Source organism: Paracoccus sigandri (assembly GCF_003709565.1).
Taxonomy (GTDB): domain Bacteria; phylum Pseudomonadota; class Alphaproteobacteria; order Rhodobacterales; family Rhodobacteraceae; genus Paracoccus; species Paracoccus siganidrum.
Genome location: NZ_QNRC01000015.1, coordinates 85,156 through 106,726 on the forward strand (window position 1 = coordinate 85,156; position 21,571 = coordinate 106,726).

Genomic DNA, 21,571 nt, shown 5'->3' on the forward strand with positions numbered 1-21,571 from the left:
GGCTAATCCGCGCCCGGACGGCTTGAAGCGCGCCCGGCGCGCGGCTAAGCAGGGGACAGGGACCGATGGCACATCAAAAGGGCCGGGCAGGCATGCGCATTCTCATCACCAATGACGACGGCATCAACGCTCCGGGGCTCGAGGTGCTGACCGAGATCGCGGCCGAGATCGCCGGCCCCAAGGGCGAGGTCTGGACCGTCGCCCCCGCCTTCGAGCAATCGGGCGTCGGCCATTGCATCAGCTATTCGCACCCGACCCTGGTCGCGCGCCTGGCCGAGCGCCGCTATGCCGCCGAGGGCAGCCCGGCCGATTGCGTGCTGGCCGCCATCGCCGACATCATGGCCGAGAGCCCGCCCGACCTGGTGCTGTCGGGCGTCAACCGCGGCAACAATTCGGGCGAGAACGTGATGTATTCGGGCACCATCGGCGGCGCCATGGAAGCCGCGCTGCAGGGCCTGCCCGCCATCGCCCTGTCGCAATATCTGGGGCCCGAGACGCAGGGGCTGGACGACCCGTTCGAGGCCGCCCGCGCCCATGGCCCCGAGGTCATCCGCCGCCTGCTGGCCCGCGGCGACTGGAGCTCGGACGCCGATTTCCGGCTGTTCTATAACGTGAACTTCCCGCCCCTGCCCGCGCCCGCCGTGCGGGGCTTGCGCGTCGCGCCGCAGGGCCGCCGGCAGGGCAGCAATTTCGGCGTGGTGCCCTATACCGCCCCGAACGGCCGGCGCTTCATGTGGGTCGCGGGCGGATCGCAGCAGGCGCCCGCGCAGGCGGGCAGCGACGTGGCGGTGAACCTGGACGGCTATGTCTCGATCACGCCGATGCGCGCCGACCTGACCTGCCACCTGTCGCTGGACCGCCTGACCGAGGCGCTGGATCCGCAACTGCCGTCGGTCGAACCCGGCAGCCTTCCCTTCCGCAAGCGCGAGGTGACCGAGTCCCGATGACCCCCGAGGACGACGAGGACAGCCAGGCCGAGCGCCAGATGCGCTTCCTGTTCCAGCTCCGCTCTCGCGGGGTGACGGATCCGCGCGTCCTGGCCGCGATGGAGCGCATCGACCGCGGCCATTTCGTCCGCGGGCAGTTCTCGGACCGCGCCTACGAGGACACGCCGCTGCCGATCCCCTGCGGGCAGACGATCAGCCAGCCCTCGGTCGTCGGGCTGATGACCCAGGCGCTGAATCCCGGCCCGCGCGACACGGTGCTGGAGGTGGGCACCGGCTCGGGCTATCAGGCGGCGATCCTGTCGGGGCTGTGCCGGCGCGTCTATACCGTGGACCGCCACCGCCGCCTGGTGCAGGAGGCCGAGGCGATCTTCCAGCGGCTGGGGCTTCACAACATCACCGCGCAGGTGGCCGACGGATCGCGCGGCCTGCCCGACCAGGCGCCCTTCGACCGCATCCTCGTGACCGCCGCGGCCGAGGACCCGCCGGGACCCTTGTTGGCACAGCTGAAGATCGGCGGTATCATGGTGGTGCCTGTCGGGCAGTCCGACGCGGTCCAGACCCTGATCCGCGTCACCCGCACGGAAAGCGGGTTCGATTACGACGAACTTCGACAGGTGCGGTTCGTGCCGCTGGTCGAGGGGTTGGGACAGACATGACCCCCGCGCCCGGCGCGTTGATGAGGACATTGAGATGAGCAGCAATTTCAGACCTGTCGCCGCGGCATCCCTTGCGGTGGCGCTGTTGGCGTCCTGCGGGGCGAACGGCGCCTTCGACCCGGACCTGCGCCGCTGGATGCCCGGCAGCTTGAACACGGCCGAGGCGGCCGCGCGCGCCGCGCCGCGCCCCCAGCCCGACGGCCGCGGCGTCATCACCTTCCCCGATTACCAGGTCGCGGTGGCCCGGCAAGGCGACACGCCGGCGACCGTCGCCGCCCGCGTCGGGCTGAATGCCGAGGAACTGGCGCGCCACAACGCGCTGCAGGCGAACGCCCCGCTGCAGCCGGGCGCGGTGCTTGCCCTGCCGCGCCGCGTCGCGGGCAGCATCGCGGCCGGACCCGCCGCCGGCGGCACCGGGCTGGTGACGGATCCCTTCGCGGGCCAGGGCGCGGGCCAGGGAGCGGGACAGGCTTCGGGACAGGCGGGGGGCCAGGCTGCGGCCGGCACGGCCCCCGCCGCCCAGCCGCGCGAACATGTGGTGGCGGCGGGCGAAACCGCCTGGTCGATCGCCCGCAGATACGGGATCGCGGTCCAGGACCTGGCCTCCTGGAACGGGCTGCCGGGCGACATGGCGCTGCGCGTGGGCCAGCGGCTGATGATCCCGCAGGCCGGCCAGACCCCGCCGGCGGGCAATGCGACCACGGCGCCCGGCCAGGGCAGCCCGACGCCGCGCCCGCCTTCCGCCGCCCAGCCCCTGCCCGAGGAACGCACCACGGCGGCGGCCACCCCCGCCCCGGCCACCCCGGCGCCCGACCTGGGCGCAACGCGCACCGCGGCCTCGGGCGGCGGGCGGTTCCAGATGCCGGTCTCGGGCTCGATCATCCGGCTCTACGAGAAGGGCCGCAATGACGGCATCGACATCGCCGCCGATGCCGGAACGCCGGTCAACGCGGCGGGCGGCGGCACCGTCGCCGCGATCACCCGCGACACCGCCGGCGTGCCGATCGTGGTCGTGCGCCACGAGGGCGACCTGATGACGGTCTATACCGGGCTGGACGGGCTGGACGTGGCCAAGGGCGACCAGGTCTCGGCCGGGCAGGCGATCGGCAAGGCGGGCAGCGGCGGCTTCGTGCATTTCGAGGTCCGGCGCGGCTTCGACAGCGTGAACCCCGAGGATTACCTGAACTGATCCGCCGCCGGCCGCCCGGCCGGCACGATCCTTCCAGGATACGGCAAGAACCCGGTCCGCATCGGCGGGCCGGGTTTTCCTCGCTTCGGCTGGCCGTCAGAGCCGGTCGAGATGGTCGTCGATGGCCACGGCGACCTCGCGGCGGATCACGGCGCGCAGGTTGCGCGAGAAACGCTGGCCCAACTCGCCCAGCAACTCCTCCTGGATCATCTCGCGCAGCAATTCGCGGATGCTCTGCTCTTCCTCCGAAAGGATCTCGGCCGGCGACTCCGCGGCGGCGGCGGGCCTGTCCTCCACGGGCGCGGCCGTCGCCAGATCGGCCTCCGCGGCTCCGGCGCCGAGTTCGGCATCCGGCGCGGCGATTTCCGCCGATGCCGGGGCTTCACCTGCGGCCGGCATATCGGCCACGACCGGCTCCGCTCCGGGCGCCATTACGGCCACCGGCTCGGGCGGGATCGGCAGCGGGATCGCGGCAAGGGGCGTCGCCATCGTGAAGGGCGTGGAAAAGACGGCGAAAGGCTGGGCGGGAAGCACCGTGGTCATCGGGACGGCCAGGAAGGCATCGGCCCGCGCGGCATCGCTTGCGGCCTCGGCCACCTCCGGCTGCGGGGCCGGTTCATCCCCGGCGGTCCCGGCCGAATCGACGGCCTCCGACAGCGGCAGGGGGGACAGGTCCGCACCCGCCACCTCGATCCGGTCCTCGGCCGCCTGCTCGTCCAGGTCGGGCCGCATCCGGGCCTTCCAGTCGAAATCGTCCTCGAAATCGACCCTGGCGAGGCGGGCCTGCCCGGCTGCGGGATCCGGGATACATTCCTCGTCCTGCGGCGCATCCTGCGGCTCGTCGCCTTGCGCCGCTGGGACCAGGGTCAGCGGGGTCCAGTTCGGCGCCGCCGGGCGCGGGGCGTGCCGGGCCGGAAGCGGCGCGGACGTGATGCGCTGGTTCGGGTCCAGAAGCAGCGGCGCCGCGTCCTCGCCTTCGCTTGCCTCGACGTCGTGATCGCCGGGGGCATCCTCCGGTTCGGGCCCCGCGAATGTCGCCGAGAGGCGCCGGGCAAGATCGTTGCGATGTTCCGGGACCGCAATCCCGGCCTCCGGCCCGTCGCCGTCCAGTTCCGCCAGCATCTGTTCGAAATCGTCGCCCGGCCCGGCGTCGCCATCGATGTCGCCGGGAGGAACGGGCGCCTCCTCGACAAGGCCGGGGCGCGCGGCCTCGGGGCTGTTCGCGAAGGGACCCAGGGGCCAGGCGGCATCGTCGCCTGCGGCCTGTGGCGCGGCGCCGAAATCCAGGTCGTCATGCAGATGCGCAAGCTGCCGCGCCAGGGCGGCATTGCCGCCATAGCGGCGCGCCAGCAGTTCGGCCGGATCCTCGGGATCGGAGATCGGAACCTCTGCCAGTTGCAGCGGCGCCTCGCCGCGCGCCTGCTGGACGCGGTCGCGGGCGGAAACCAGCGCCTCGTCCTCGGCGATCAGGCGGCGGATCGCGGTCAGCACGTCGCCGATATCGTCGGACAGGCGCTGCGCCGAGGGGCGGGTCGGGATGATGCGGCGGGGGTCAGCCATGGCACCCCCCGCCGGCAGGCAGGTCAGTCGCGGCCGATGGCCCGAAGCACGCGGTCCAGGCTTTCGCCCTGCCGGCTGGTTGCGGGTGCGTTGCGCACGGCGTTGTAATACTGCGATGGGTCATAGGTCGGGATCCCGAGCTTGAGGTTTTCTACCGTCAAGAGACCCATAGCAGCCAAAAGTTGATAATGTGCTAACTGCAGATTGGCTTCGGCCGTGATCTTGTCGGCCCGCGCCTCCAGCAGCGCCTGTTCCGCATCCAGCACGTCCAGCGTGGTCCGCGCCCCCAGCGTCGCCTCCTCGCGCACGCCCTCATAGGCCTGCTGCGCGGCCGAGATCTGTTCGTCGATGGCCCGGATCTGGGCGCGGGCGACGTCGATATTGGCCCAGGCGACGCCGACATCCTGGCTGACCTCGCGCGCGGAGTTCAGCAGCTGCGCCCGTGCCTGGTCGCGATTGGCCATGGCCTTGCGCAGCCCCGCCGACAGCCGCCCGCCGGAATAGATCGTCTGGCTGAGATTGAGCTGGCCCGAGACGCCCTTGTTCGTCTCGTAGTCGCGGCTGAGGCTGCGCTGGTTGATGCCGCGATCGACCGTCAGGCCCAGGGAACCGCTCAGCGTCGGGTTGCGCTCGGCGCGGGCGGCGGAAACGCCCAGCTCGGCGGCGGCGGCGGCCCGCTGCGCCTGAAGCACGCCGGGGTGATTGCGCTGCGCCACGGCCCGCGCGGCATCGACATTGGCGGGCAGCGTCGGCAGCGGCGGCGGCGCGGCAAGCGTGCCCGGCATCCGGCCGGTCGCGGCCAGATAGTTCTCGCGCGCGATCTCCAGGTCGCCCTGCGCGGCGACCAGCGCGGCGCGCGAGGCGGCAAGCTGGGCATCGGCCTGGGCGACATCGGTGACGGTGATCTCGCCGACCTCGAAACGGTCCTGCGCCGCCTGGCGTTCCTGCCCGATCACGCGGACCGAGTTTTCCTGCAGCGCCACCTGTTCCAGCGCCGAGCGGACCTCGAAGAAGGCGACCGTCGCGGCCAGCAGGATGTTCTGCTCGACCCCGACCAGCGCCTGCCGGGTGGCCAGCACCTGTTCCTTCGCCGCGTCGATGGCGATCTGCGAGCGGCCCCAGTCGTAAAGCGTCATCTGCACGCCAAGCGTCAGCGAGCTGGAGCGGATCGACCCGCCATTGCCTTCGGTGCGGCTGAGCGCATGGCTGGCGGCCCATTCCAGCACCGGGCGCAGCTGCGCGACGGCGCTGGCGACATCCTCGTCGGCGGCGCGCAAGACGGCGCGGTTCTGCTCGATCAGCGCCGAGTGGCGATAGGCGGCGACCATCGCATCGGCCAGCGATTCAGCCGCGGCGGGCAGCGCGGTGGCCAGTGACAGAAGCGCGGCGGCGGTCAGGCGGCGGAAGGCGGCAAGACGGATCACAGGCTGAACCCCCGCTGGCGGGTGAAACCGGGAAGCAGCGGGGCATGGGCGTTGAAGGCATAGCGCCAGTTGACCCGGCCGTTCACCTTCAGCCCGATCCGCGCCACGCCCAGGGATCCTTCCAGGAACAGGGCGGCGATGCGGCCGCCCTCGTTCAGCTGGTCCAGCAGCGGCTCGGGGACCTCCTCGACCGCGCCGCCGATCAGGATCGCGTCATAGGGCGCCTGCTTCGCGCAACCTTCGGCCAGCGGCCCGGCCAGCACGGCGACGTTGAAGACATTCGCGCCAGCAAGGCGGCTTTCGGCCTCGGCGGCCAGTTCCGGGCTTTCCTCGACCGCGACGACCGCCTCGGCCATGCGCGCGATCACCGCCGAGGAATAGCCGTAGCCGCAGCCCAGATCCAGCACCAGGTCGGTGGGCTGGACATCCAGCGCATCGACCATCTTGGCCAGGGTTCGCGGCTCCAGCAGGACGCGGCCGTGGCCGATATCCAGGTTTTCGCCCGAATAGGCGACCGGGCGGCGCGCGGGGGGAACGAATTCCTCGCGCGGGATGGACAGCATCGCCTCGATTACCGGGAATTTCGTGACGTCATTGGGACGAACCTGGGTATCGACCATCATGGTGCGGCGCGCGGCGAAATCGGTCATGTCGGAAAACCTCTGCTCGACCTGCTTTGTGCGCTTATTGCCACGATTTGCCGGACTGGGCAACGGCGCTGATCCCCACCGCGAGGATCACCGCCACCGCCCGCCGCATGTCCCGGCGTTCCCGCTGCGAAAGGCGCAACCGCCGGGGGCCGCGCTTTCCGCGCGCCCGGCCGGTCAGCCGGCGTCCAGGGCCTCGAAGCCGGCCTTCTGCCGCGCAGTCCAGCGCAGGTGCAGCACCAGGCCGTCCTCGCCGCTCTCCTCGCGCTCGACCACGCCGGCCTCGTGCAGCCAGGCCCGGCGGCGGCCGTCGCCGAAGGGCAGGACCACCGTTGCCGCCTCGCGCGGCTCGTCCAGCGCGCGGGCCAGATGCGCGTCGATGGCCGCGACCAGGTCGTCCAGCCCCTCGCCCGACAGCGCGCTGACGGCCTGGATGCCCTCGGTCCGGGCATCGGTGCGGCGCAGCGCGGCCCGCGTCTCGGGCGACAGGGCGTCGATCTTGTTCCAGACCTCGATCAGCTCGACATCCTCGTCCACGCCCAGGCTGTCGAGGATCCCGGCCACGTCGGCGGCCTGTTCCTCGGTCTCGGGATGGCTGATGTCGCGGACATGCAGGATCAGGTCGGCGGCCAGCACCTCTTCCAGCGTGGCGCGGAAGGCGGCGACCAGTTCCGTGGGCAGGTCGCTGATGAAGCCCACCGTATCGGACAGGATGATCCGCCGGCCGGTCCTGCCGCCGCCCGCGCCGGGCAGGCGGATCGCCCGCATGGTCGGGTCCAGCGTCGCGAACAGCATGTCCTTGGCCATCACCTCGGCCCCGGTCAGCCGGTTGAACAGCGTCGACTTGCCGGCATTGGTATAGCCGACCAGCGCGACGACCGGATAGGGCACCTTGGCGCGGGCCGCGCGATGCAGGGTGCGGGTCTTGACCACGCGGTCCAGCTGCCGGCGCAGCCGGGTCATCTGTTCGTCGATGGCGCGCCGGTCGGCCTCGATCTGCGTCTCGCCGGGGCCGCCGACGAAGCCCAGCCCGCCGCGCTGGCGCTCCAGGTGGGTCCAGGCGCGGACCAGCCGGGTGCGCTGATAGGAAAGCGCGGCCAGTTCCACCTGCAGCACGCCTTCCCGCGTGCGCGCCCGGTCGGCGAAGATTTCAAGGATCAGCCCGGTGCGGTCCAGAAGCTTGACGCCCCAGTCCTTTTCCAAGTTGCGCTGCTGGACCGGGCTGACCGGCCCGTCGACCAGCACCAGCTCGGCCTCGGCGGCCTGAAGCCGCTGGCCAATCTCGGCCAGCTTGCCCTTGCCGAACAGCCGGCCCGCATCGGGGCTGCGCAGGCGCGCGACCTCGGACCCGACGATCTCGATCCCCGGCAGCGCATGGGCCAGCGCCACGGCCTCGGCCAGCGCGTGCTCGGGGTCGCGCCGCTGGGTCCGGCCGCTGGCCAGATCGGGATGGATCACATAGGCGCGGGTGGGCCTTTCCTCGGTCGAGGTCGGTTCCGCCAATCAGTCCTCGCCTTCATAGAGCGAGATAGGCTGGCCCGGCATGATCGTGCTGATCGCATGCTTGTAGACCAGCTGCGACTGGCCGTCGCGGCGCAGAAGCACGCAGAAATTGTCGAACCAGGTGATGACCCCCTGCAGCTTGACGCCGTTGATCAGAAAGATCGTGACCGGCACCTTGGCCTTGCGGACATGGTTCAGGAAGGCGTCCTGAAGGTTCTGTTTGTCACCAGCCATATTTCGTTCCCAAGCATGTTCTTATAGGTTCTTGCAGAACATCTAGGCCAGCGGGGCTGGCCTTGCAAGGCACAGCAGGCGCGAAACAGGATAGTTTAACCCGCCGCGCCGATCCGCGGCGCCTGTTCGCGCTAGCGGCGCCAGAATTCGGGCGACAGCAGCGCCAGGATCGCCAGCGTCTCGATTCGCCCGACGATCATCGCCAGGGCCAGCACCGCCTTGGTCGCGACCGGCAGGCCCGACCAGCCCTCCCACGGGGCCGAGGCGATGCCGGCGCTGCCCTCGAAGGCCGGGGTCAGCGGGATCGCCCCGGCAAGCTGGCCGGTATTGCTGAGCGCGGCGATGGACAGCACGGTAGCGGTCTCGAACTCGATCCGCTGCAAGGATACCAGCGTCACCGTGGCCGCGATCGAGACCGCGAAGAGCATGAAGAAGATGAAGGCCAGATAGGCGCCCTCGCGCCGCAACCGCCGCGCCATCGGCCCGCCGCCGCCGACCGAGCCGGGATGGACGATCCGCTCCAGCTCGCGCTGGCCGTGGCGGGCCAGCGCATAGACCCGCATCAGCTTGACCCCGCCCGCCGTCGTCGCCACGCCGCCGCCCATCATCGCCAGCCCGGCCAGAACCAGGCCGGGCGAATTCAGCCCCGACCAGTCCCGCACCCCCTGCCAGTCCAGCGAATTCCAGCCGGTCGTGGTCAGGAAGCTGAGCCCGTTGAAGACCGCGCCCCAGGCGACCGCCAGCGCGGCGCGCAGGTCCGCCAGGGCCAGCGCCACCGGCCCTTCCGAAGCGTCGCCGGTCTCGATCGCCCACAGGAAATGACGCGCGAACAGCGCCAGCGCCACCAGCCCGACGATGAAGGCGGCCATGCGCAGCTCGGGATCGTCGCGCAGGCGCTGGCTGGCGCGCAGCTCTGCTCCGCCGGGCCAGAAGCGGCGCGACAGGGCCGGGATCAGGAAGACCAGCACCGCCAGCTCTCCGGGCCGGCCCGAGGCCTCGCCCACCGGCCCCAGCGCGGGCGAGATGCCGCTGGTCGACAGCGTGCCCATCGCCCGCATCAGCGCGGTCAGCCCGTCATCGCCCAGCATCAGCAGGATCACCCACAGGGCCAGGGTCAGCCCGGCATAGGCGGGCGCGACCGCCGCCGCCGCCCGCCGCAGCCGGTGCCCCGGCTCGGAAAACCGGGTGCGGAAGGCCGGCGAGGACAGGTGCGGCACCGGATCGGGGGGATCGGCCGAATCAGGCAGCACGCCGAAATGCTCCTCGCGCCCATAGGGGGCCGAGATCAGTTCGAACCCGCCCACCCGCAGGGGCGCCAGGATCGCCGTGGCCGCGATCAGCACGAAGAAGCCGCCCAGCCAGCCCACCAGCCCCCGCCACAGATGCAGCGGCGCCGGCAGCAGGTCGGCGGAATAGAGCGAGGCCCCGGTCGTCGTCAGCGAGGACACCATCTCCCACCAGGCGTTGAAGAGGCCGGTATCGGGCAGGCTTTGCGCGACCGGCATCGCCAGGATCAGCGGCATCAGCCCGAAGACCGCGACCACCGTCAGCAGCGCCTCTCGCGGGTGGCGGGCGCTGCGGCGGGCGCCCATCGCCAGGGCGACCATGCCGGTGACGACCATGACCAGCAGCGCGGAATAGAAGAAGTTCCGCGCGATGGCATGTTCGCGCAGCACCGAGGCATGGGCGGCGGGCACCAGCATCGCCAGCGCCGCGGCAAGCACCAGGACCACCGGCATCGGAAGGCGCGACAGGATCGTCACCGGCCCGCACCCCGTCAGAAGAAGTCGATCGAGACCTGCAGCAGGCGCTCGACCTCGGGGACATCGGGGGTCATGGCGAAGATCAGCACCACGTCGCCCTCGTCGATGCGGGTATCGGGCATGGGCTTCACGATGCGGTCGCCCTTCTGCACCGCGCCGATCAGCACGCCCTCGGGGAAGTCGATGTCGCGGATCGCCCGGCCCGACATGGGCGAGGTGGACAGGACCTGCGCCTCCATCACCTCGGCCTCGGCATCGCCGATGGAATAGATGTCGCGCACCCGCCCGTGGCGGATATGGCGCAGGATGGTCGAGACCGTCGTGGCGCGCGGATTGATATGGGCGTCGATGTCCAGCACCTCCATCAGCGGCACCAGCGTCGGGTCGTTGATCAGCGAGATCACCATCTTCGCCCCCGCCTGCTTGGCCCGCACCGCCGCAAGGATGTTGGTCTTGTCATCGTCGGTCAGGGCCAGGACCGCATCGGTGCTGGGCACCGAGGCTTCCTCCAGCAGTTCCGCCGACAGCCCGTCGCCGTTCAGCACGATGGTGCGCTCCAGCGCGTCGGCCGCCATCTCGGCGCGCAGCCGGTCGCGCTCGATCAGCCGGGTGCGGATCCGGTCGGGGCCGCGCTCCAGCGCCAGCGCCACCGACAGCCCGACATTGCCCGCCCCGATGATCGCCACCCGCGCGGGCTTCTGCGGCGGCTTGCCGAAGATCTCCAGCGTGCGGGCCACGTCCTCGGCATGGCTGAAGATATAGACCTGATCGCCCGCGAACAGCTGGTCGCCCGGCTCCGGCGCGAACAGCCGCCCCTCGCGCCGCACGCCCGCGACGATGGCGCGCAGCGTCGAGAAGATCTCGTTCAGCTGCCGCAGGGGCGTGTTCAGCGCCGGGCAGTCTTCCTCCAGCACGATGCCCAGCAGCTGCACCCGGCCGCCCATGAAGGTCTCGGCATCGAAGGTCGAGGGTGCCGACAGCCGTTGCAGCGCGGCCTTGGCGACCTCGCGCTCGGGGCTGATGACCACGTCGATGGGCAGGTGGTCGGTGCGGTAGAGATCGCACCAGATCGCCTCCATATAGGCGGCGCTGCGCAGCCGGGCGATCTTGCGCGGCACCTGGAAGACCGAATGGGCGACCTGGCAGGTGACCATGTTCACCTCGTCCGAATGGGTCGCGGCGATGACCAGATCGGCGTCGCGCGCGCCGGCCCGGTCCAGCACGTCGGGATGGCTGGCAAAACCGGTCACGCCCTGGACGTCCAGCGCATCGGTGGCGCGGCGGATCAGCTCGGCATTGGTGTCGATCACGGTGACGTCGTTGCGCTCGCCCGACAGATGCCGCGCGATCTGCCAGCCGACCTGCCCTGCCCCGCAGATGATGATCTTCATGGCTTTCCCCGCCCCGGCCCGATCCGCCCGCGCCCCGTCCGTCCTGCCTACGACCGCGCGCGGCGCCGCGCAACCGGCCATCGCATGGCGCAGGCCGCCGCCACCGGCATGAACATGCCGGCCGCCTTGCGCCTGCCGGGGCCCGGCTTGAAAAGCCCGCGGCGCTCAACTAAGGATTGAATTCCCGTGACATGCAACGGGATACCGAAGCGGAGGACCCTCCGCCGGCCGCAGCACGATCCGGCGCGCGGCCGCAGGCAATGGTAAGTCCGGGCCGCCGCCCGCCGCGAGAGGGGCGCCGACCGGTTGTCTTGATTTCCGGCTGTTTCTGGAACCTTTGCGGGCCAAGTGCCCCGTCCAGGCGCAGCCATATCGGTACCGAGCCGCCCGACAGGATGGAGATGGAAAGTGACCGATCCGGCCGGACATGGTGTCGTCTGCTCCCATGGCCGGCCGGAATGCAGCGTCATGTTTGTTTCCCCAAAACGCCGTCGCCAGTCGGAACGGGCTCGGACGTGGCCGGCGATCCCTCCCTTCAGGGGCGGATCGCCGGCCACAACCTTCAGGGGGTATGGCGCCTACTTGCCGGTCAGCACCTCGTCATCGGCGCGCATTCCGCCGACCACGCCAAGCGATTTCAGCTTGCGGTGCAGGGCGCTGCGCTCCATGCCGACGAATTGCGCGGTGCGGCTGATATTGCCGCCGAAGCGGTTGATCTGGGCGACCAGGTATTCGCGCTCGAACAGCTCGCGCGCCTCGCGCAGCGCCATGGCGGTGATCTGCGGGCCAAGGCTCAGCGCGTCGCTGTTGTCGGGCGTGGCGCCCTGCGGCTCCAGCTCGGCGGGCTGGATCGGGCCGCTGTCCTCGGCCAGGATCAGCACCCGCTCGACCACGTTGCGCAGCTGGCGGATGTTGCCCGGCCAGCGCATCGCCTGCAGTGCCGCCACCGTCTCGTCGGGCAGATCGCGCAGCGCCAGGCCCTGCAGCTGGTGGAACTGCTCGATGAAATGGCGGGCCAGCACGGAAATATCCTCGCGCCGGTCGGCCAGCGAGGGCACCGCCAGCGGCACCACGTTCAGCCGGTCGTAGAGTTCCTGCCGGAAGCGCCCGGCGGCGATCTCGGTCGGCAGGTCGCGATTGGTCGAGGAGATCACCCGCAGATCGACCCGCACCCGGTCCGTGCCGCCGGCGCGGGCGAATTGCTGTTCGGTCAGCACCCGCAGGATCTTGGGCTGAGTCCCCAGCGGCATGTCGCCGACCTCGTCGAAATAGATCACCCCGCCATGGGCCCGTTCCAGCAGGCCCGGCTCGATGCCGCGTTCCGGGCTTTCGCGGCCGAACAGCACCTCTTCCATGCGCTCGGGCTCGATCGTGGCGCAGGGGACGGTGACGAAGGGGGCATTCGCGCGCGGGCTGTGGGCGTGGATATAGCGCGCCGCCAGTTCCTTGCCGCTGCCCGGCTCGCCGCTCAGCATCACCCGGCCGTTGGACTTGGCGACCTTGTCCAGGTTGTCGCGCAGCCGCTTGAAGGCGACCGAGCCGCCCAGCATCTCGGCCAGGCGCGCGTCGCCGCGTTTCAGGCTGCTGTTCTCGCGGCGCAGGCGGCTGGTCTCCATCGCGCGGTTGATGACCACCATCAGCTGGTCGATGTTGAAGGGCTTCTCGATGAAGTCATAGGCGCCCTGCTTGATCGCGGCGACCGCGATCTCGATATTGCCGTGCCCCGAGATGATGATCACCGGCACGTCGGGATTGTTGCGCTTGACCTGCTTGAGGATGTCGATGCCGTCCATCCGGCTGTCCTTCAGCCAGATGTCCAGGATCATCAGCGCCGGCTCCGCCTCGTTCAGCGCGGCGACGGCCTCGTCGGAATTGGCGGCGGTGCGGGTCGCGAAGCCCTCGTCCTTCAGGATATCCGCGATCAGCTCGCGGATGTCGCGCTCGTCGTCGACGATCAGAATATCGCTCATATCGTCCCTGCCTCGTCTTTTTCCTGTTTCACTTTACGCCCGGTTCCGCGCACCGGGTGGCGCTCGCGGGGCAGGCGGATCTCGGCCATGGCGCCGGGGCGCTCGGGCGCATCCGTCAGGAGCAGGCTGCCGCCATGTTCCTCGACGATCTTCTTGACGATGGGCAGGCCAAGGCCGGTGCCCTGCGCCTTCATCGTCACATAGGGTTCGAACAGGCGCGAGCGGTCGGCGGGCAGGCCGGCGCCGTTGTCGGTGATGCGGATGGTGACCGCATCGGGGCCCGCCTCCATCGTCACGCCGATCCGCGCCTGCCAACCTTCGGGCGGATTTTCCGCCGCCTCGTCAATGGCCTCGCCGGCGTTCTTCAGAAGATTGGTGAAAGCCTGGCGCAGCATGCCCGCATCGCAATCGACGATCACCGGCTCCTCGGGGATGTCGGTGACCAGCGCGCCCTTCAGCGCGTCCTGCTGCAGCAGGACGGATTCGCGCAACAGCCGCGCCAGGTCGGTCTCGGCCCGGTCGGGCTCGGGCATCCGGGCGAAGCGGCTGAATTCGTCCACGATCCGGCGCAGGTCGTTGGTCTGGCGGATGATGACGTCGACATATTGCTCCAGCGCGGCCTTGTCCTCGTCGCCCGCCAGGGGCGCGAACTTGCGCCGCAGCCGCTCTGCCGAAAGCTGGATCGGGGTCAGCGGGTTCTTGATCTCGTGCGCGACGCGGCGGGCCACGTCGCCCCAGGCGGCCATGCGCTGCGCGCTGACCAGCTCGGTCACGTCGTCGAAGGCGACCACATAGCCCTCCAGCCCGCCATCGGTGCCGCGCCGCACCGCCATGCGCACCAGCAGGCTTTCGACGCGGCCGTCGCGCATCAGCCGCACCTCGTCCTGCACCGCCTCGGCGACCGAGCCCGACAGCCGGTCGAACAGCGGCGCGAATTCCGGCACCGCCTCGGACAGCAGCGCGTCGATGTCGCGCTTCGGCTCCAGCCCGACCAGCCGGGTGGCGGAACGGTTCAGGAAGTCGATCTCTCCGGCCGCGTCCAGCCCGATCACGCCCGATGTCACCGAGGACAGCACGTTGTCGAACAGCCGCCGCTGCTCGTCGCTGATGCGATAGCTTTCGACCAGTTCCTCGCGCTGCTGCTTCAGCTGCCGGGTCATGCGGTTGAAGGCGCGGCCCAGGGTCTGGATCTCGTCGCCGGTCCGGGGCTCGGGGATCTGCAGGTCCAGGTCGCCCTGCCCGACCCGCTCGCTGGCCTGGGCCAGAAGCCCGATCGGATGCGACAGCCGGCTGGCGAACCACAGCCCGGCCCAGATCGCCGCCGCCACCAGCAGCAGCGCGAAGCCCAGATAGACCAGCGAGAATTCGAACAGCACCTGCCCGCGGGTCTGTTCCAGCCGACGGTAGTCGCCGACGGTCGCGCGGGTGTCGTCCAGCAATCCCAGCAGGTTGCCGTCGACGTCGCGGGTCACGTAGAGGTAGCGGTCGGCCAGCGGCGGCAAGGCCACCAGCGCGCGGAATTCGTTGTTCTGCCAGTCCTCGATCAGCACCAGCCCCTCGGACTGGGCCTGGTCCAGCTGCTCGCTGGTGGGTTCCTCGTACCAGAACAGATAGCTGCGCTCGCCCCGCGCGCGGATCCCGCCCGAGCCGTCGATGACATAGGCCTCGCGCAGCCCGCGCTGGATCAGCCCCTGCCCCTGCACCAGTAGCGGGCGCATGTCGCCATCCTCGATCAGCGGGTTCGCGCGGCCGGCCTGGATCAGCACCCCGGCCAGCGCGCGGGCATCCTCGGTCAGGTCGCGGCGGTGTTCCTCCTGATAGGCCTCGGCGGCGGCCTGAGAGGTCATGACCACCTGCTGCACCCGGTCCGAGAACCAGCCCTCCAGCCCGATATTGACCAGGAAGCCCGCGAAGACCGCGACCAGCACCGTCGGCACCAGCGCGATGCCCGCGAAGACGCCGACCAGCCGCCCGTGCAGCCGCGAGCCCGCGTCGCTGTTGCGGCGCGCGGCGATCAGCCGGGCCATGCGCAACACGACGAAGCCGAACAGCACGATCAGATAGGCCAGGTCCAGCATCAGGATCAGCCGCAGCATCTGCGGCTCGGCGCCCCGGCTGACCGGGCCCAGCACGCTCATCGTCGCCGCCGCCAGCGCCGCGCCGACGAGGATCATCCCCCATGCCAGCACCGGACGCCAATGCCGGGCCAGCCGGATCTGCGCCAACCTGTCCCAGCTCAGCCCTGATATGGACCCTGCCATAGCCCCCACCTGCCGTCTTGCGCGGCATCTGTTGCGGCGACCCGTGTCCTGGGCACCGCTACCTGTGGCGGTTTTACATCAGTTTGCGGCGCCGTGTCACCTCGATATTCAGCTCGGTCAGCTTCTTGCGCAGGGTATTGCGGTTGATTCCCAGCAAATCGGCGCATCGCAGCTGATTTCCGCCGGTCGCATCCAGCGCGACCTGCAGAAGCGGGCGCTCGATCTCGCGCAGGATGCGGTCATAGAGGCCCGGCGGCGGCAGCGCGTCGCCATGCAGGTCGAAATAGCGCTGCAGATGCGCCTCGACCGAATCCGACAGCCGGGCATGGGCGGCGGGCATGACCATCGGCTGCGGCGCCTCGACCGCGCCGCTGACCGGGGCGGCCGAGGTCGCGGCGATCGGCACCGCCCGCCCGGCGCCCTGCTGGCTCAGCGTCTCGCGCATCTCGGGCTCGGTGATGACCGGGCTGGAGGCGGTCAGCGCCAGCCGGCGCATCATGTTCTCCAGCTCGCGCACATTGCCGGGGAAGGGATGGGCGCGCAGCAGCGCCGCCGCCTCGTCCGACAGCATCCGCTCGGGCAGGCCCTGGGCGGCGGCGCGGGCCAGCAGATGCGTGGCCAGCGGCAGGATGTCGTCGACCCGCGCGCGCAGGGGCGGCACCGTCACCGTCACCCCCGCCAGCCGGTAATAGAGGTCCGAGCGCAGCCGCCCCGCCGCCACGTCCGCCTGCGGATCGGGGCCGGTGGTGGCGACGACGCGCGGGGCCATGGCGCGGTCGGGGCCGGATTCCATCGCCTCGATCATGCCGATCAGCCGGGCCTGCGCGGCCTGGTCGAAACCGGCGGGGTTCTCGATCAGGATGGTGCCGCCGCGCGCCTTGTCGACCGCGCGCATCACCGCCTCCTCGCCGGCATCGGCCGAGGTCAGCACGGCGATGCCCCGGTCGCGCCGCTCGGACAGGTCGTGGAAGCTGCGCGCGATGGTGGTCTTGCCGACCCCCGGCTCGCCGGCGATCAGCACCGGCAGATCGGCATTCAGCACCCGCGCCGCCATGCGGAACAGCGACTGCATCGCCGGCGCGTGGCCGATCAGCGGCATGGCCGGGTCGGCGGCATCGCGCGAGATGGTGATCGGCTCGGGCGCCGGGTCCGACCTGCGCGGCCGCCGCGACAGGGCCTGGTTCGCCTTGGCCATCAGGTCGGGCAGGTCGAAGGGCTTGGGCAGATATTCGAAGGCCTCGGCCTCGGTCGCGCGGATCGCGGTGACGATGGTGTTCTGGGCCGAGATCACGATCACCGGCAGGTCGGGCCGGGCCTCGCGGATGGCGGGGATGCGGTCGATGCCGTTGCCGTCGGGCATCATCACGTCGGTGATGACCAGATCGCCCCGCCCCTCCTCGACCCATTTCGACAGCTGCGCCAGCGAGCCGGTGGCATGGACCCGGCAGCCCGCCCGCGTCAGGGCCTGCGTCAGCACCGTGCGGATGGTGCGGTCGTCATCGGCGATCAGAACGGTTCCGTCCATGGGGGTCGGTCCTTATGGCTTGGCGGGTGGGGATTTGGGAAGCGAAATGCGGAACACCGTGCGGCCGGGGCGGCTGTCTACCCGGACCAGCGCGCGGTGGTCGGTGATGATCTTGCTGACCAGCGCCAGCCCCAGCCCGGTGCCGTTCTCGCGGCCCGAGACGAAGGGCTCGAACACCTCGTCGGCGATGGCTTCGGGCAGGCCGGGGCCGTTGTCCTCGATCTCGATCTGCAGGGGCAGCGGGCGGCCGGCCGGGTCGGCCTCGTCGGGGGGCAGCCGCAAGGTGTGGTCATAGAAGCTGCGCAGCCGGATGGTGGGCCCCGGCACGCCGTTCAGCGCCTCGGCCGCGTTCTTGACCAGGTTCAGGCAGACCTGCATCAGCTGGTCGCCATCGGCCAGCGCCGGCGGCAGCGAGGGGTCGTAATCCGTCAAGAGCGCGATGCCGCGCGCGAAACCCACCGCGGCCGAGCGGCGCACCTGTTCCAGCACGTCATGGACATTCACCGGCACCAGCTTCGGCGCCGAGGTGTCGCCGAAGCGTTCCACCTGGTCCAGCAGCGCGACGATGCGGCGCGATTCGCTGACGATCATCTCGGCCATCTCGCGGTCCTCGGGCGTGGCGTTCATCGCCATCAGCTGCGCCGCGCCGCGGATCCCGGCCAGCGGGTTCTTGATCTCGTGCGCCAGCATCTCGGCCATGCCGATGGCGCTGCGGGCGGCGGTGCGGACCTGGCGGCTCTGGCTTTGCAGCCCGACGGCATCGGGCACGATCAGGATCGAGACATTGCGCGCATCGTCGCCAAGCGGCCCGGCATGGACCACCGCCGAGCGCGCCTGGTGCCCGCCCGCGCGGTCGCCCAGCTCGAAGCGGACGCCGGGCTGGTAGAGCGCCTCGTCCCCGCGCGCGACCCGCGCCAGAAGCGGACGCAGCGAGGGCGAGATCAGCAGCCGCGTCGCCATCTCGTCGCCCTCCAGCGGCTTGCCCAGGGTCGAGTTGCGCGAGATGTTCAGCCAGATCTCGGCCGCGTCGTTCATCGCCGCGACCCGTCCCTTCCTGTCCAGGATCAGCGCCGGCAGAGGCAGCGTGTCCCAGCCCGCGCCCGGCGCGGCTTCGTGGAAATCGGCCGGGCGCGGACAGCTCATGCGGCCTCCCCCGTGGCGGGCGCGATGTCGTCGCCGGGCGCGTCGGTGAAGGCGCTGCGGATCAGGGCGATGGTGGCGTCCGGGCTGTCGGCGCGCAGCATCTGGGCGCGCAGCGGCGCGCCGTTCGCATCGGCATACCAGCCCAGATGCTTGCGGGCGACGCGCAGGCCCAGGTCGGTGCCGTAGAAGGACAGCATGTCGCGGTAATGGTCCTCGACCAGGTCGGCCAGCGCGGCGCCAAGCGGCCGCTCGGGCGCCGGGGTGCCCCACAACCGATGCGCGATCGCCGCCAGCCGCCAGGGCGCGCCCTGCGCGCCGCGCCCGACCATCACCGCCTCGGCCCCCGACTGCGCCAGCGCCGCGCGGGCCGAGGCCGCGTCGGTGACGTCGCCATTGGCGACCAGCGGCGGGCGGCCCGGCAGGTCGGACACCGCCCGGATCGCCGCCCAGTCGGCCCGGCCCTTGTAGAACTGCGCCCGCGTCCGGCCATGCACGGTCAGCATCCGCACCCCGGCATCCGAGGCCCGCCGCGCCAGTTCCGGCGCGTTCAGGCAGCTGTCGTCCCAGCCCAGCCGCATCTTCAGCGTCACCGGCACCTCGACCGCGCCGACCACCGCCTCGACCACCCGCAGCGCGTGGTCCAGGTCGCGCATCAGCGCCGAGCCCGACAGCCCGCCCGTTACCTTCTTGGCCGGGCAGCCCATGTTGATGTCGATGATCGGCGCGCCCATGCCCTGCACGATCCGGGCGGTCTCGGCCATCGCCCCGGCCTCGCGCCCGGCGATCTGGACGCTGACGGGCAGCCCCGCCCCGACCGTGGCCTTGGCGCGGACCGCGGCGCGGGTCGAGGGGCGCGGCGTCACCATCTCGGACGAGGCGACCATCTCGCTGACCATCAGCCCGGCGCCGAATCGCGCAACCATCCGGCGAAACGGCAGATCGGTGATCCCGGCCATCGGGGCCAGGAAGACGGGCGGACCCAGGGGCCGGTCGCCGAGATATATGGGTTCGGGCAGTCGCATGATCCGTTCCTTCGCCTCGCCGCCAAGCGCCCGCAAGAACGGCACCCTGCCGCCGGGGCGGGCACTCGTCATACGGCGCCGGATTGTCTATATAATAGGCATGTCGCCTGTTTCATATGCAGAACCCGCCTGATCGCGCCCTGATCGCGCCGCGACGGCACATGTCGCATTTCTCCACGGCGATTGTCGCTTCCGGCATGGCTTCCGCGGGGCAGCCGTGATTGGATCGGGCCTGGGTTGCAAGCGGAAATGGGGTTGCAAGGGGAAATCATGTTCCTGTCCGTCTTCGACATGTTCAAGATCGGCGTCGGGCCGTCGTCCTCGCATACGATGGGGCCGATGGTCGCGGGGGCGCGGTTCCTGCAATCGCTGCGCGCCCAGCCGTTCCAGGCCCACGGGCTGCGCGCCAGCCTGCATGGCAGCCTGGCCTTCACCGGCAAGGGCCATGCCACCGACCGCGCCACGATCCTGGGCCTTGCGGGATTCGTGCCCGAGACCATGGATGCCGAGGCCGCCGAGGCCGCGCTGGCCCGGATCCGCGAAACCCGCCAGGTCACGCCCGAGGGCCTGCAGCCGCTGCAGTTCGACCCCGAGACCGACCTGCGCTTCGATTTCGACCACGCCCTGCCCGGCCATGCCAACGGCATGACGCTTTCCGCCACCGATGCGCAGGGCGACGTGATCTTCCACCAGATCTATTACTCGGTCGGCGGCGGCTTCGTGCTGACCGATCAGGAACTGGCCCGGCAGGGGGACGAAAGCCGCAGCGACGACGCGCCGAAGGTCCCCTTCCCCTTCGCCAGCGCCGCCGAAATGCTGGAGATGGCCGAAGGCTCGGGCAGGACCATCGCCCAGATGAAGCGCGCCAACGAGCTGGTCCATCGCAGCGACGCGCAGATCCGCGACGGGCTGGCGCGGATCTGGCAGGTGATGCGCGACTGCATGGATCGCGGGCTGACCACGCCGGGCGTGCTGCCGGGCGGGCTGAAGGTGCGCCGCCGCGCCCATGCGATCCACCAGCAATTGCTGGCCGAACGCGGCATGAACCTGACCGCGCCCCATGTCATCAACGACTGGATGTCGACCTATGCCATGGCCGTGAACGAGGAGAACGCGGCCGGCGGGCAGGTCGTCACCGCGCCCACCAACGGCGCCGCCGGGGTGGTGCCGGCGGTGATCCGCTACTGGCTGGACCATGTGCCGGGCGCAGGCGAGAGCCAGTTGCCGGAATTCCTGCTGACCGCCGCGGCCATCGGCGGGCTGATCAAGCACAATGCCTCGATCTCGGGCGCGGAATGCGGCTGCCAGGCCGAGGTCGGCTCGGCCTCGGCCATGGCGGCGGCGGGACTGTGCGCGGTGATGGGCGGCACCCCCCAGCAGGTCGAGAACGCCGCCGAGATCGCGCTGGAGCATCACCTGGGCATGACCTGCGACCCGGTGAAGGGGCTGGTGCAGGTGCCCTGCATCGAACGAAACGGGCTGGGCGCGATCAAGGCGGTCAGCGCGGCAAGCCTGGCGCTGCGCGGCGACGGACAGCATTTCGTGCCGCTGGACGCCGCCATCGAGACCATGCGCCAGACCGGCCGCGACATGAGCGACAAATACAAGGAAACCTCGCTTGGCGGGCTGGCCGTCAACGTCCCGAATTGCTGAGCGGCCGCGCAGGCGGCTTGCCGCCCGCCCGCGCCCTTCGCGCTTGCCCGCGAGGCAGGCGATTGCTAACGCTGGGGGCAATCAATAACGACGCAATCCGACAGAGGCCCGTTTCATGAAGATGCCGCTCAGCCCGCGCCTTGCGCTGCTTGCCCTTCTGACCCTGCCGCTCGCCGCCTGCGAAGGCACCGGCCTGCCCGGCTTCGGCGCGCAGGACGACCCCCAGGCCGAGGGACACCGGGGACCGCCCTCGGTCTCGCCGCTGGAGGCCCCGATCGAGACCGGCGCCGCCGAGGCCCGCGCCGTCGCCACGGCCGAGGCGCAGACGCATAACACCGCCGCCTTCAGCGCCCGCGGCAACGAGCCGTTCTGGGCCGTCGACGTCGCCGGCAATACCGCGATCTACAAGACGCCCTCGAACCAGCGCGGACAGGCCATCCGGGTGAACCGGCTGACCTTCGCCGAGGGCGTGGAATATATCGGCGTGCTGGGCGGACGGCCCTTCACGGTGAATATCCGCGCCGCCGAATGCCGCGACAGCATGTCGGGCGACCGCTTCCCGATGACCGCGACGCTGACCGTCTCGGGCCGTTCGGAACGCGGCTGCGCGGGCCCGGCCACGGCCGAGGTGGCGCAGGCCGTCGCCGCCACCCGCGCCCCGGCCCCAGCAGCGCCGCGCGCGA

General features: G+C 70.8%; 17 protein-coding genes. 5 read left to right on the forward strand and 12 right to left on the reverse strand.

Going from position 1 to position 21,571, the window contains the following annotated elements; translation table 11 throughout:
- The first annotated feature begins 92 nt into the window (after positions 1-92).
- From surE to C9E82_RS14725, 3 genes are read left to right on the forward strand one after another with little or no spacing between them, the layout of a single operon-like run.
- Positions 93-947 carry a 5'/3'-nucleotidase SurE gene (gene surE, locus C9E82_RS14715; RefSeq protein WP_119896899.1) on the forward strand — a complete coding sequence of 285 codons (855 nt, stop codon included), beginning with the start codon at positions 93-95 and terminating at the stop codon, positions 945-947.
- Positions 944-1,603, forward strand: a complete 660-nt coding sequence (locus C9E82_RS14720; RefSeq protein ID WP_119896900.1) for a protein-L-isoaspartate(D-aspartate) O-methyltransferase — start codon at positions 944-946, stop codon at positions 1,601-1,603. Before surE ends, C9E82_RS14720 begins: the two co-directional genes overlap by 4 nt.
- A gap of 34 nt (positions 1,604-1,637) precedes the next feature.
- The gene (locus C9E82_RS14725; protein WP_122449312.1) at positions 1,638-2,792 is read left to right on the forward strand and encodes a M23 family metallopeptidase; all 1,155 of its coding nucleotides are present in this window, start codon (positions 1,638-1,640) and stop codon (positions 2,790-2,792) included.
- A gap of 96 nt (positions 2,793-2,888) precedes the next feature.
- On the opposite strand, the gene C9E82_RS14730 is transcribed toward C9E82_RS14725, so the two are convergent.
- The 12 genes from C9E82_RS14730 to dusB form a co-directional block, all read right to left on the reverse strand.
- The gene (locus C9E82_RS14730) at positions 2,889-4,352 is read right to left on the reverse strand and encodes a hypothetical protein (RefSeq protein WP_119900143.1); all 1,464 of its coding nucleotides are present in this window, start codon (positions 4,350-4,352) and stop codon (positions 2,889-2,891) included.
- 23 nt (positions 4,353-4,375) lie between these two features.
- On the reverse strand, positions 4,376-5,776 hold the full coding sequence (locus tag C9E82_RS14735; RefSeq protein WP_240643635.1) for a TolC family outer membrane protein: 1,401 nt from the start codon (positions 5,774-5,776) through the stop codon (positions 4,376-4,378).
- Positions 5,773-6,426 carry a protein-L-isoaspartate O-methyltransferase family protein gene (locus tag C9E82_RS14740; RefSeq protein ID WP_119900142.1) on the reverse strand — a complete coding sequence of 218 codons (654 nt, stop codon included), beginning with the start codon at positions 6,424-6,426 and terminating at the stop codon, positions 5,773-5,775. Before C9E82_RS14740 ends, C9E82_RS14735 begins: the two co-directional genes overlap by 4 nt.
- A gap of 174 nt (positions 6,427-6,600) precedes the next feature.
- Positions 6,601-7,926 carry a GTPase HflX gene (gene hflX / locus C9E82_RS14745; RefSeq protein WP_119900141.1) on the reverse strand — a complete coding sequence of 442 codons (1,326 nt, stop codon included), beginning with the start codon at positions 7,924-7,926 and terminating at the stop codon, positions 6,601-6,603.
- Positions 7,927-8,160 (reverse strand): RNA chaperone Hfq, encoded by a 234-nt coding sequence (gene hfq / locus C9E82_RS14750; RefSeq protein ID WP_020949330.1) that lies wholly within the window; start codon positions 8,158-8,160, stop codon positions 7,927-7,929.
- 131 nt (positions 8,161-8,291) lie between these two features.
- Positions 8,292-9,923: a potassium transporter TrkG gene (locus C9E82_RS14755; RefSeq protein WP_119900139.1), complete on the reverse strand. Its 1,632-nt coding sequence runs from the start codon at positions 9,921-9,923 to the stop codon at positions 8,292-8,294.
- A 14-nt stretch (positions 9,924-9,937) separates the two neighbouring features.
- Entirely contained in the window at positions 9,938-11,314 is a 1,377-nt protein-coding gene (trkA, locus tag C9E82_RS14760; RefSeq protein ID WP_119900137.1) for a Trk system potassium transporter TrkA, read from the reverse strand.
- A gap of 578 nt (positions 11,315-11,892) precedes the next feature.
- Positions 11,893-13,284, reverse strand: a complete 1,392-nt coding sequence (gene ntrX, locus C9E82_RS14765; RefSeq protein ID WP_119900135.1) for a nitrogen assimilation response regulator NtrX — start codon at positions 13,282-13,284, stop codon at positions 11,893-11,895.
- Positions 13,281-15,545 (reverse strand): sensor histidine kinase NtrY-like, encoded by a 2,265-nt coding sequence (locus C9E82_RS14770; protein WP_183154087.1) that lies wholly within the window; start codon positions 15,543-15,545, stop codon positions 13,281-13,283. Before C9E82_RS14770 ends, ntrX begins: the two co-directional genes overlap by 4 nt.
- Positions 15,546-15,618: 73 nt before the next feature.
- A complete protein-coding gene (locus C9E82_RS14775; RefSeq protein WP_119900133.1) occupies positions 15,619-17,070 on the reverse strand; it encodes a response regulator in 1,452 nt (483 codons plus the stop codon).
- Positions 17,071-17,082: 12 nt separating this feature from the next.
- On the reverse strand, positions 17,083-18,213 hold the full coding sequence (locus C9E82_RS14780) for a two-component system sensor histidine kinase NtrB (protein WP_119900131.1): 1,131 nt from the start codon (positions 18,211-18,213) through the stop codon (positions 17,083-17,085).
- Positions 18,210-19,235 (reverse strand): tRNA dihydrouridine synthase DusB, encoded by a 1,026-nt coding sequence (dusB, locus tag C9E82_RS14785; RefSeq protein ID WP_119900144.1) that lies wholly within the window; start codon positions 19,233-19,235, stop codon positions 18,210-18,212. Before dusB ends, C9E82_RS14780 begins: the two co-directional genes overlap by 4 nt.
- Positions 19,236-19,505: 270 nt before the next feature.
- On the opposite strand from dusB, the gene C9E82_RS14790 reads away from it, so the two are divergent.
- The gene (locus tag C9E82_RS14790; RefSeq protein WP_119900129.1) at positions 19,506-20,888 is read left to right on the forward strand and encodes an L-serine ammonia-lyase; all 1,383 of its coding nucleotides are present in this window, start codon (positions 19,506-19,508) and stop codon (positions 20,886-20,888) included.
- Between the two features lie 115 nt (positions 20,889-21,003).
- Positions 21,004-21,571, forward strand: a 568-nt coding sequence (locus C9E82_RS14795; protein WP_221035991.1) for a COG3650 family protein, incomplete at its 3' end; no start/stop codon positions are given.

Excerpts from the sequence above, each read along its gene's own strand:
- surE (WP_119896899.1), top strand. The coding sequence starts at position 93 with ATGCGCATTCTCATCACCAATGACGACGGCATCAACGCTCCGGGGCTC.
- C9E82_RS14720 (WP_119896900.1), top strand. The coding sequence starts at position 944 with ATGACCCCCGAGGACGACGAGGACAGCCAGGCCGAGCGCCAGATGCGC.
- C9E82_RS14725 (WP_122449312.1), top strand. The coding sequence starts at position 1,638 with ATGAGCAGCAATTTCAGACCTGTCGCCGCGGCATCCCTTGCGGTGGCG.
- C9E82_RS14730 (WP_119900143.1), bottom strand. The coding sequence starts at position 4,352 with ATGGCTGACCCCCGCCGCATCATCCCGACCCGCCCCTCGGCGCAGCGC.
- C9E82_RS14740 (WP_119900142.1), bottom strand. The coding sequence starts at position 6,426 with ATGACCGATTTCGCCGCGCGCCGCACCATGATGGTCGATACCCAGGTT.
- hfq (WP_020949330.1), bottom strand. The coding sequence starts at position 8,160 with ATGGCTGGTGACAAACAGAACCTTCAGGACGCCTTCCTGAACCATGTC.
- trkA (WP_119900137.1), bottom strand. The coding sequence starts at position 11,314 with ATGAAGATCATCATCTGCGGGGCAGGGCAGGTCGGCTGGCAGATCGCG.
- ntrX (WP_119900135.1), bottom strand. The coding sequence starts at position 13,284 with ATGAGCGATATTCTGATCGTCGACGACGAGCGCGACATCCGCGAGCTG.
- C9E82_RS14770 (WP_183154087.1), bottom strand. The coding sequence starts at position 15,545 with ATGGCAGGGTCCATATCAGGGCTGAGCTGGGACAGGTTGGCGCAGATC.
- C9E82_RS14775 (WP_119900133.1), bottom strand. The coding sequence starts at position 17,070 with ATGGACGGAACCGTTCTGATCGCCGATGACGACCGCACCATCCGCACG.
- C9E82_RS14780 (WP_119900131.1), bottom strand. The coding sequence starts at position 18,213 with ATGAGCTGTCCGCGCCCGGCCGATTTCCACGAAGCCGCGCCGGGCGCG.
- dusB (WP_119900144.1), bottom strand. The coding sequence starts at position 19,235 with ATGCGACTGCCCGAACCCATATATCTCGGCGACCGGCCCCTGGGTCCG.
- C9E82_RS14790 (WP_119900129.1), top strand. The coding sequence starts at position 19,506 with ATGTTCCTGTCCGTCTTCGACATGTTCAAGATCGGCGTCGGGCCGTCG.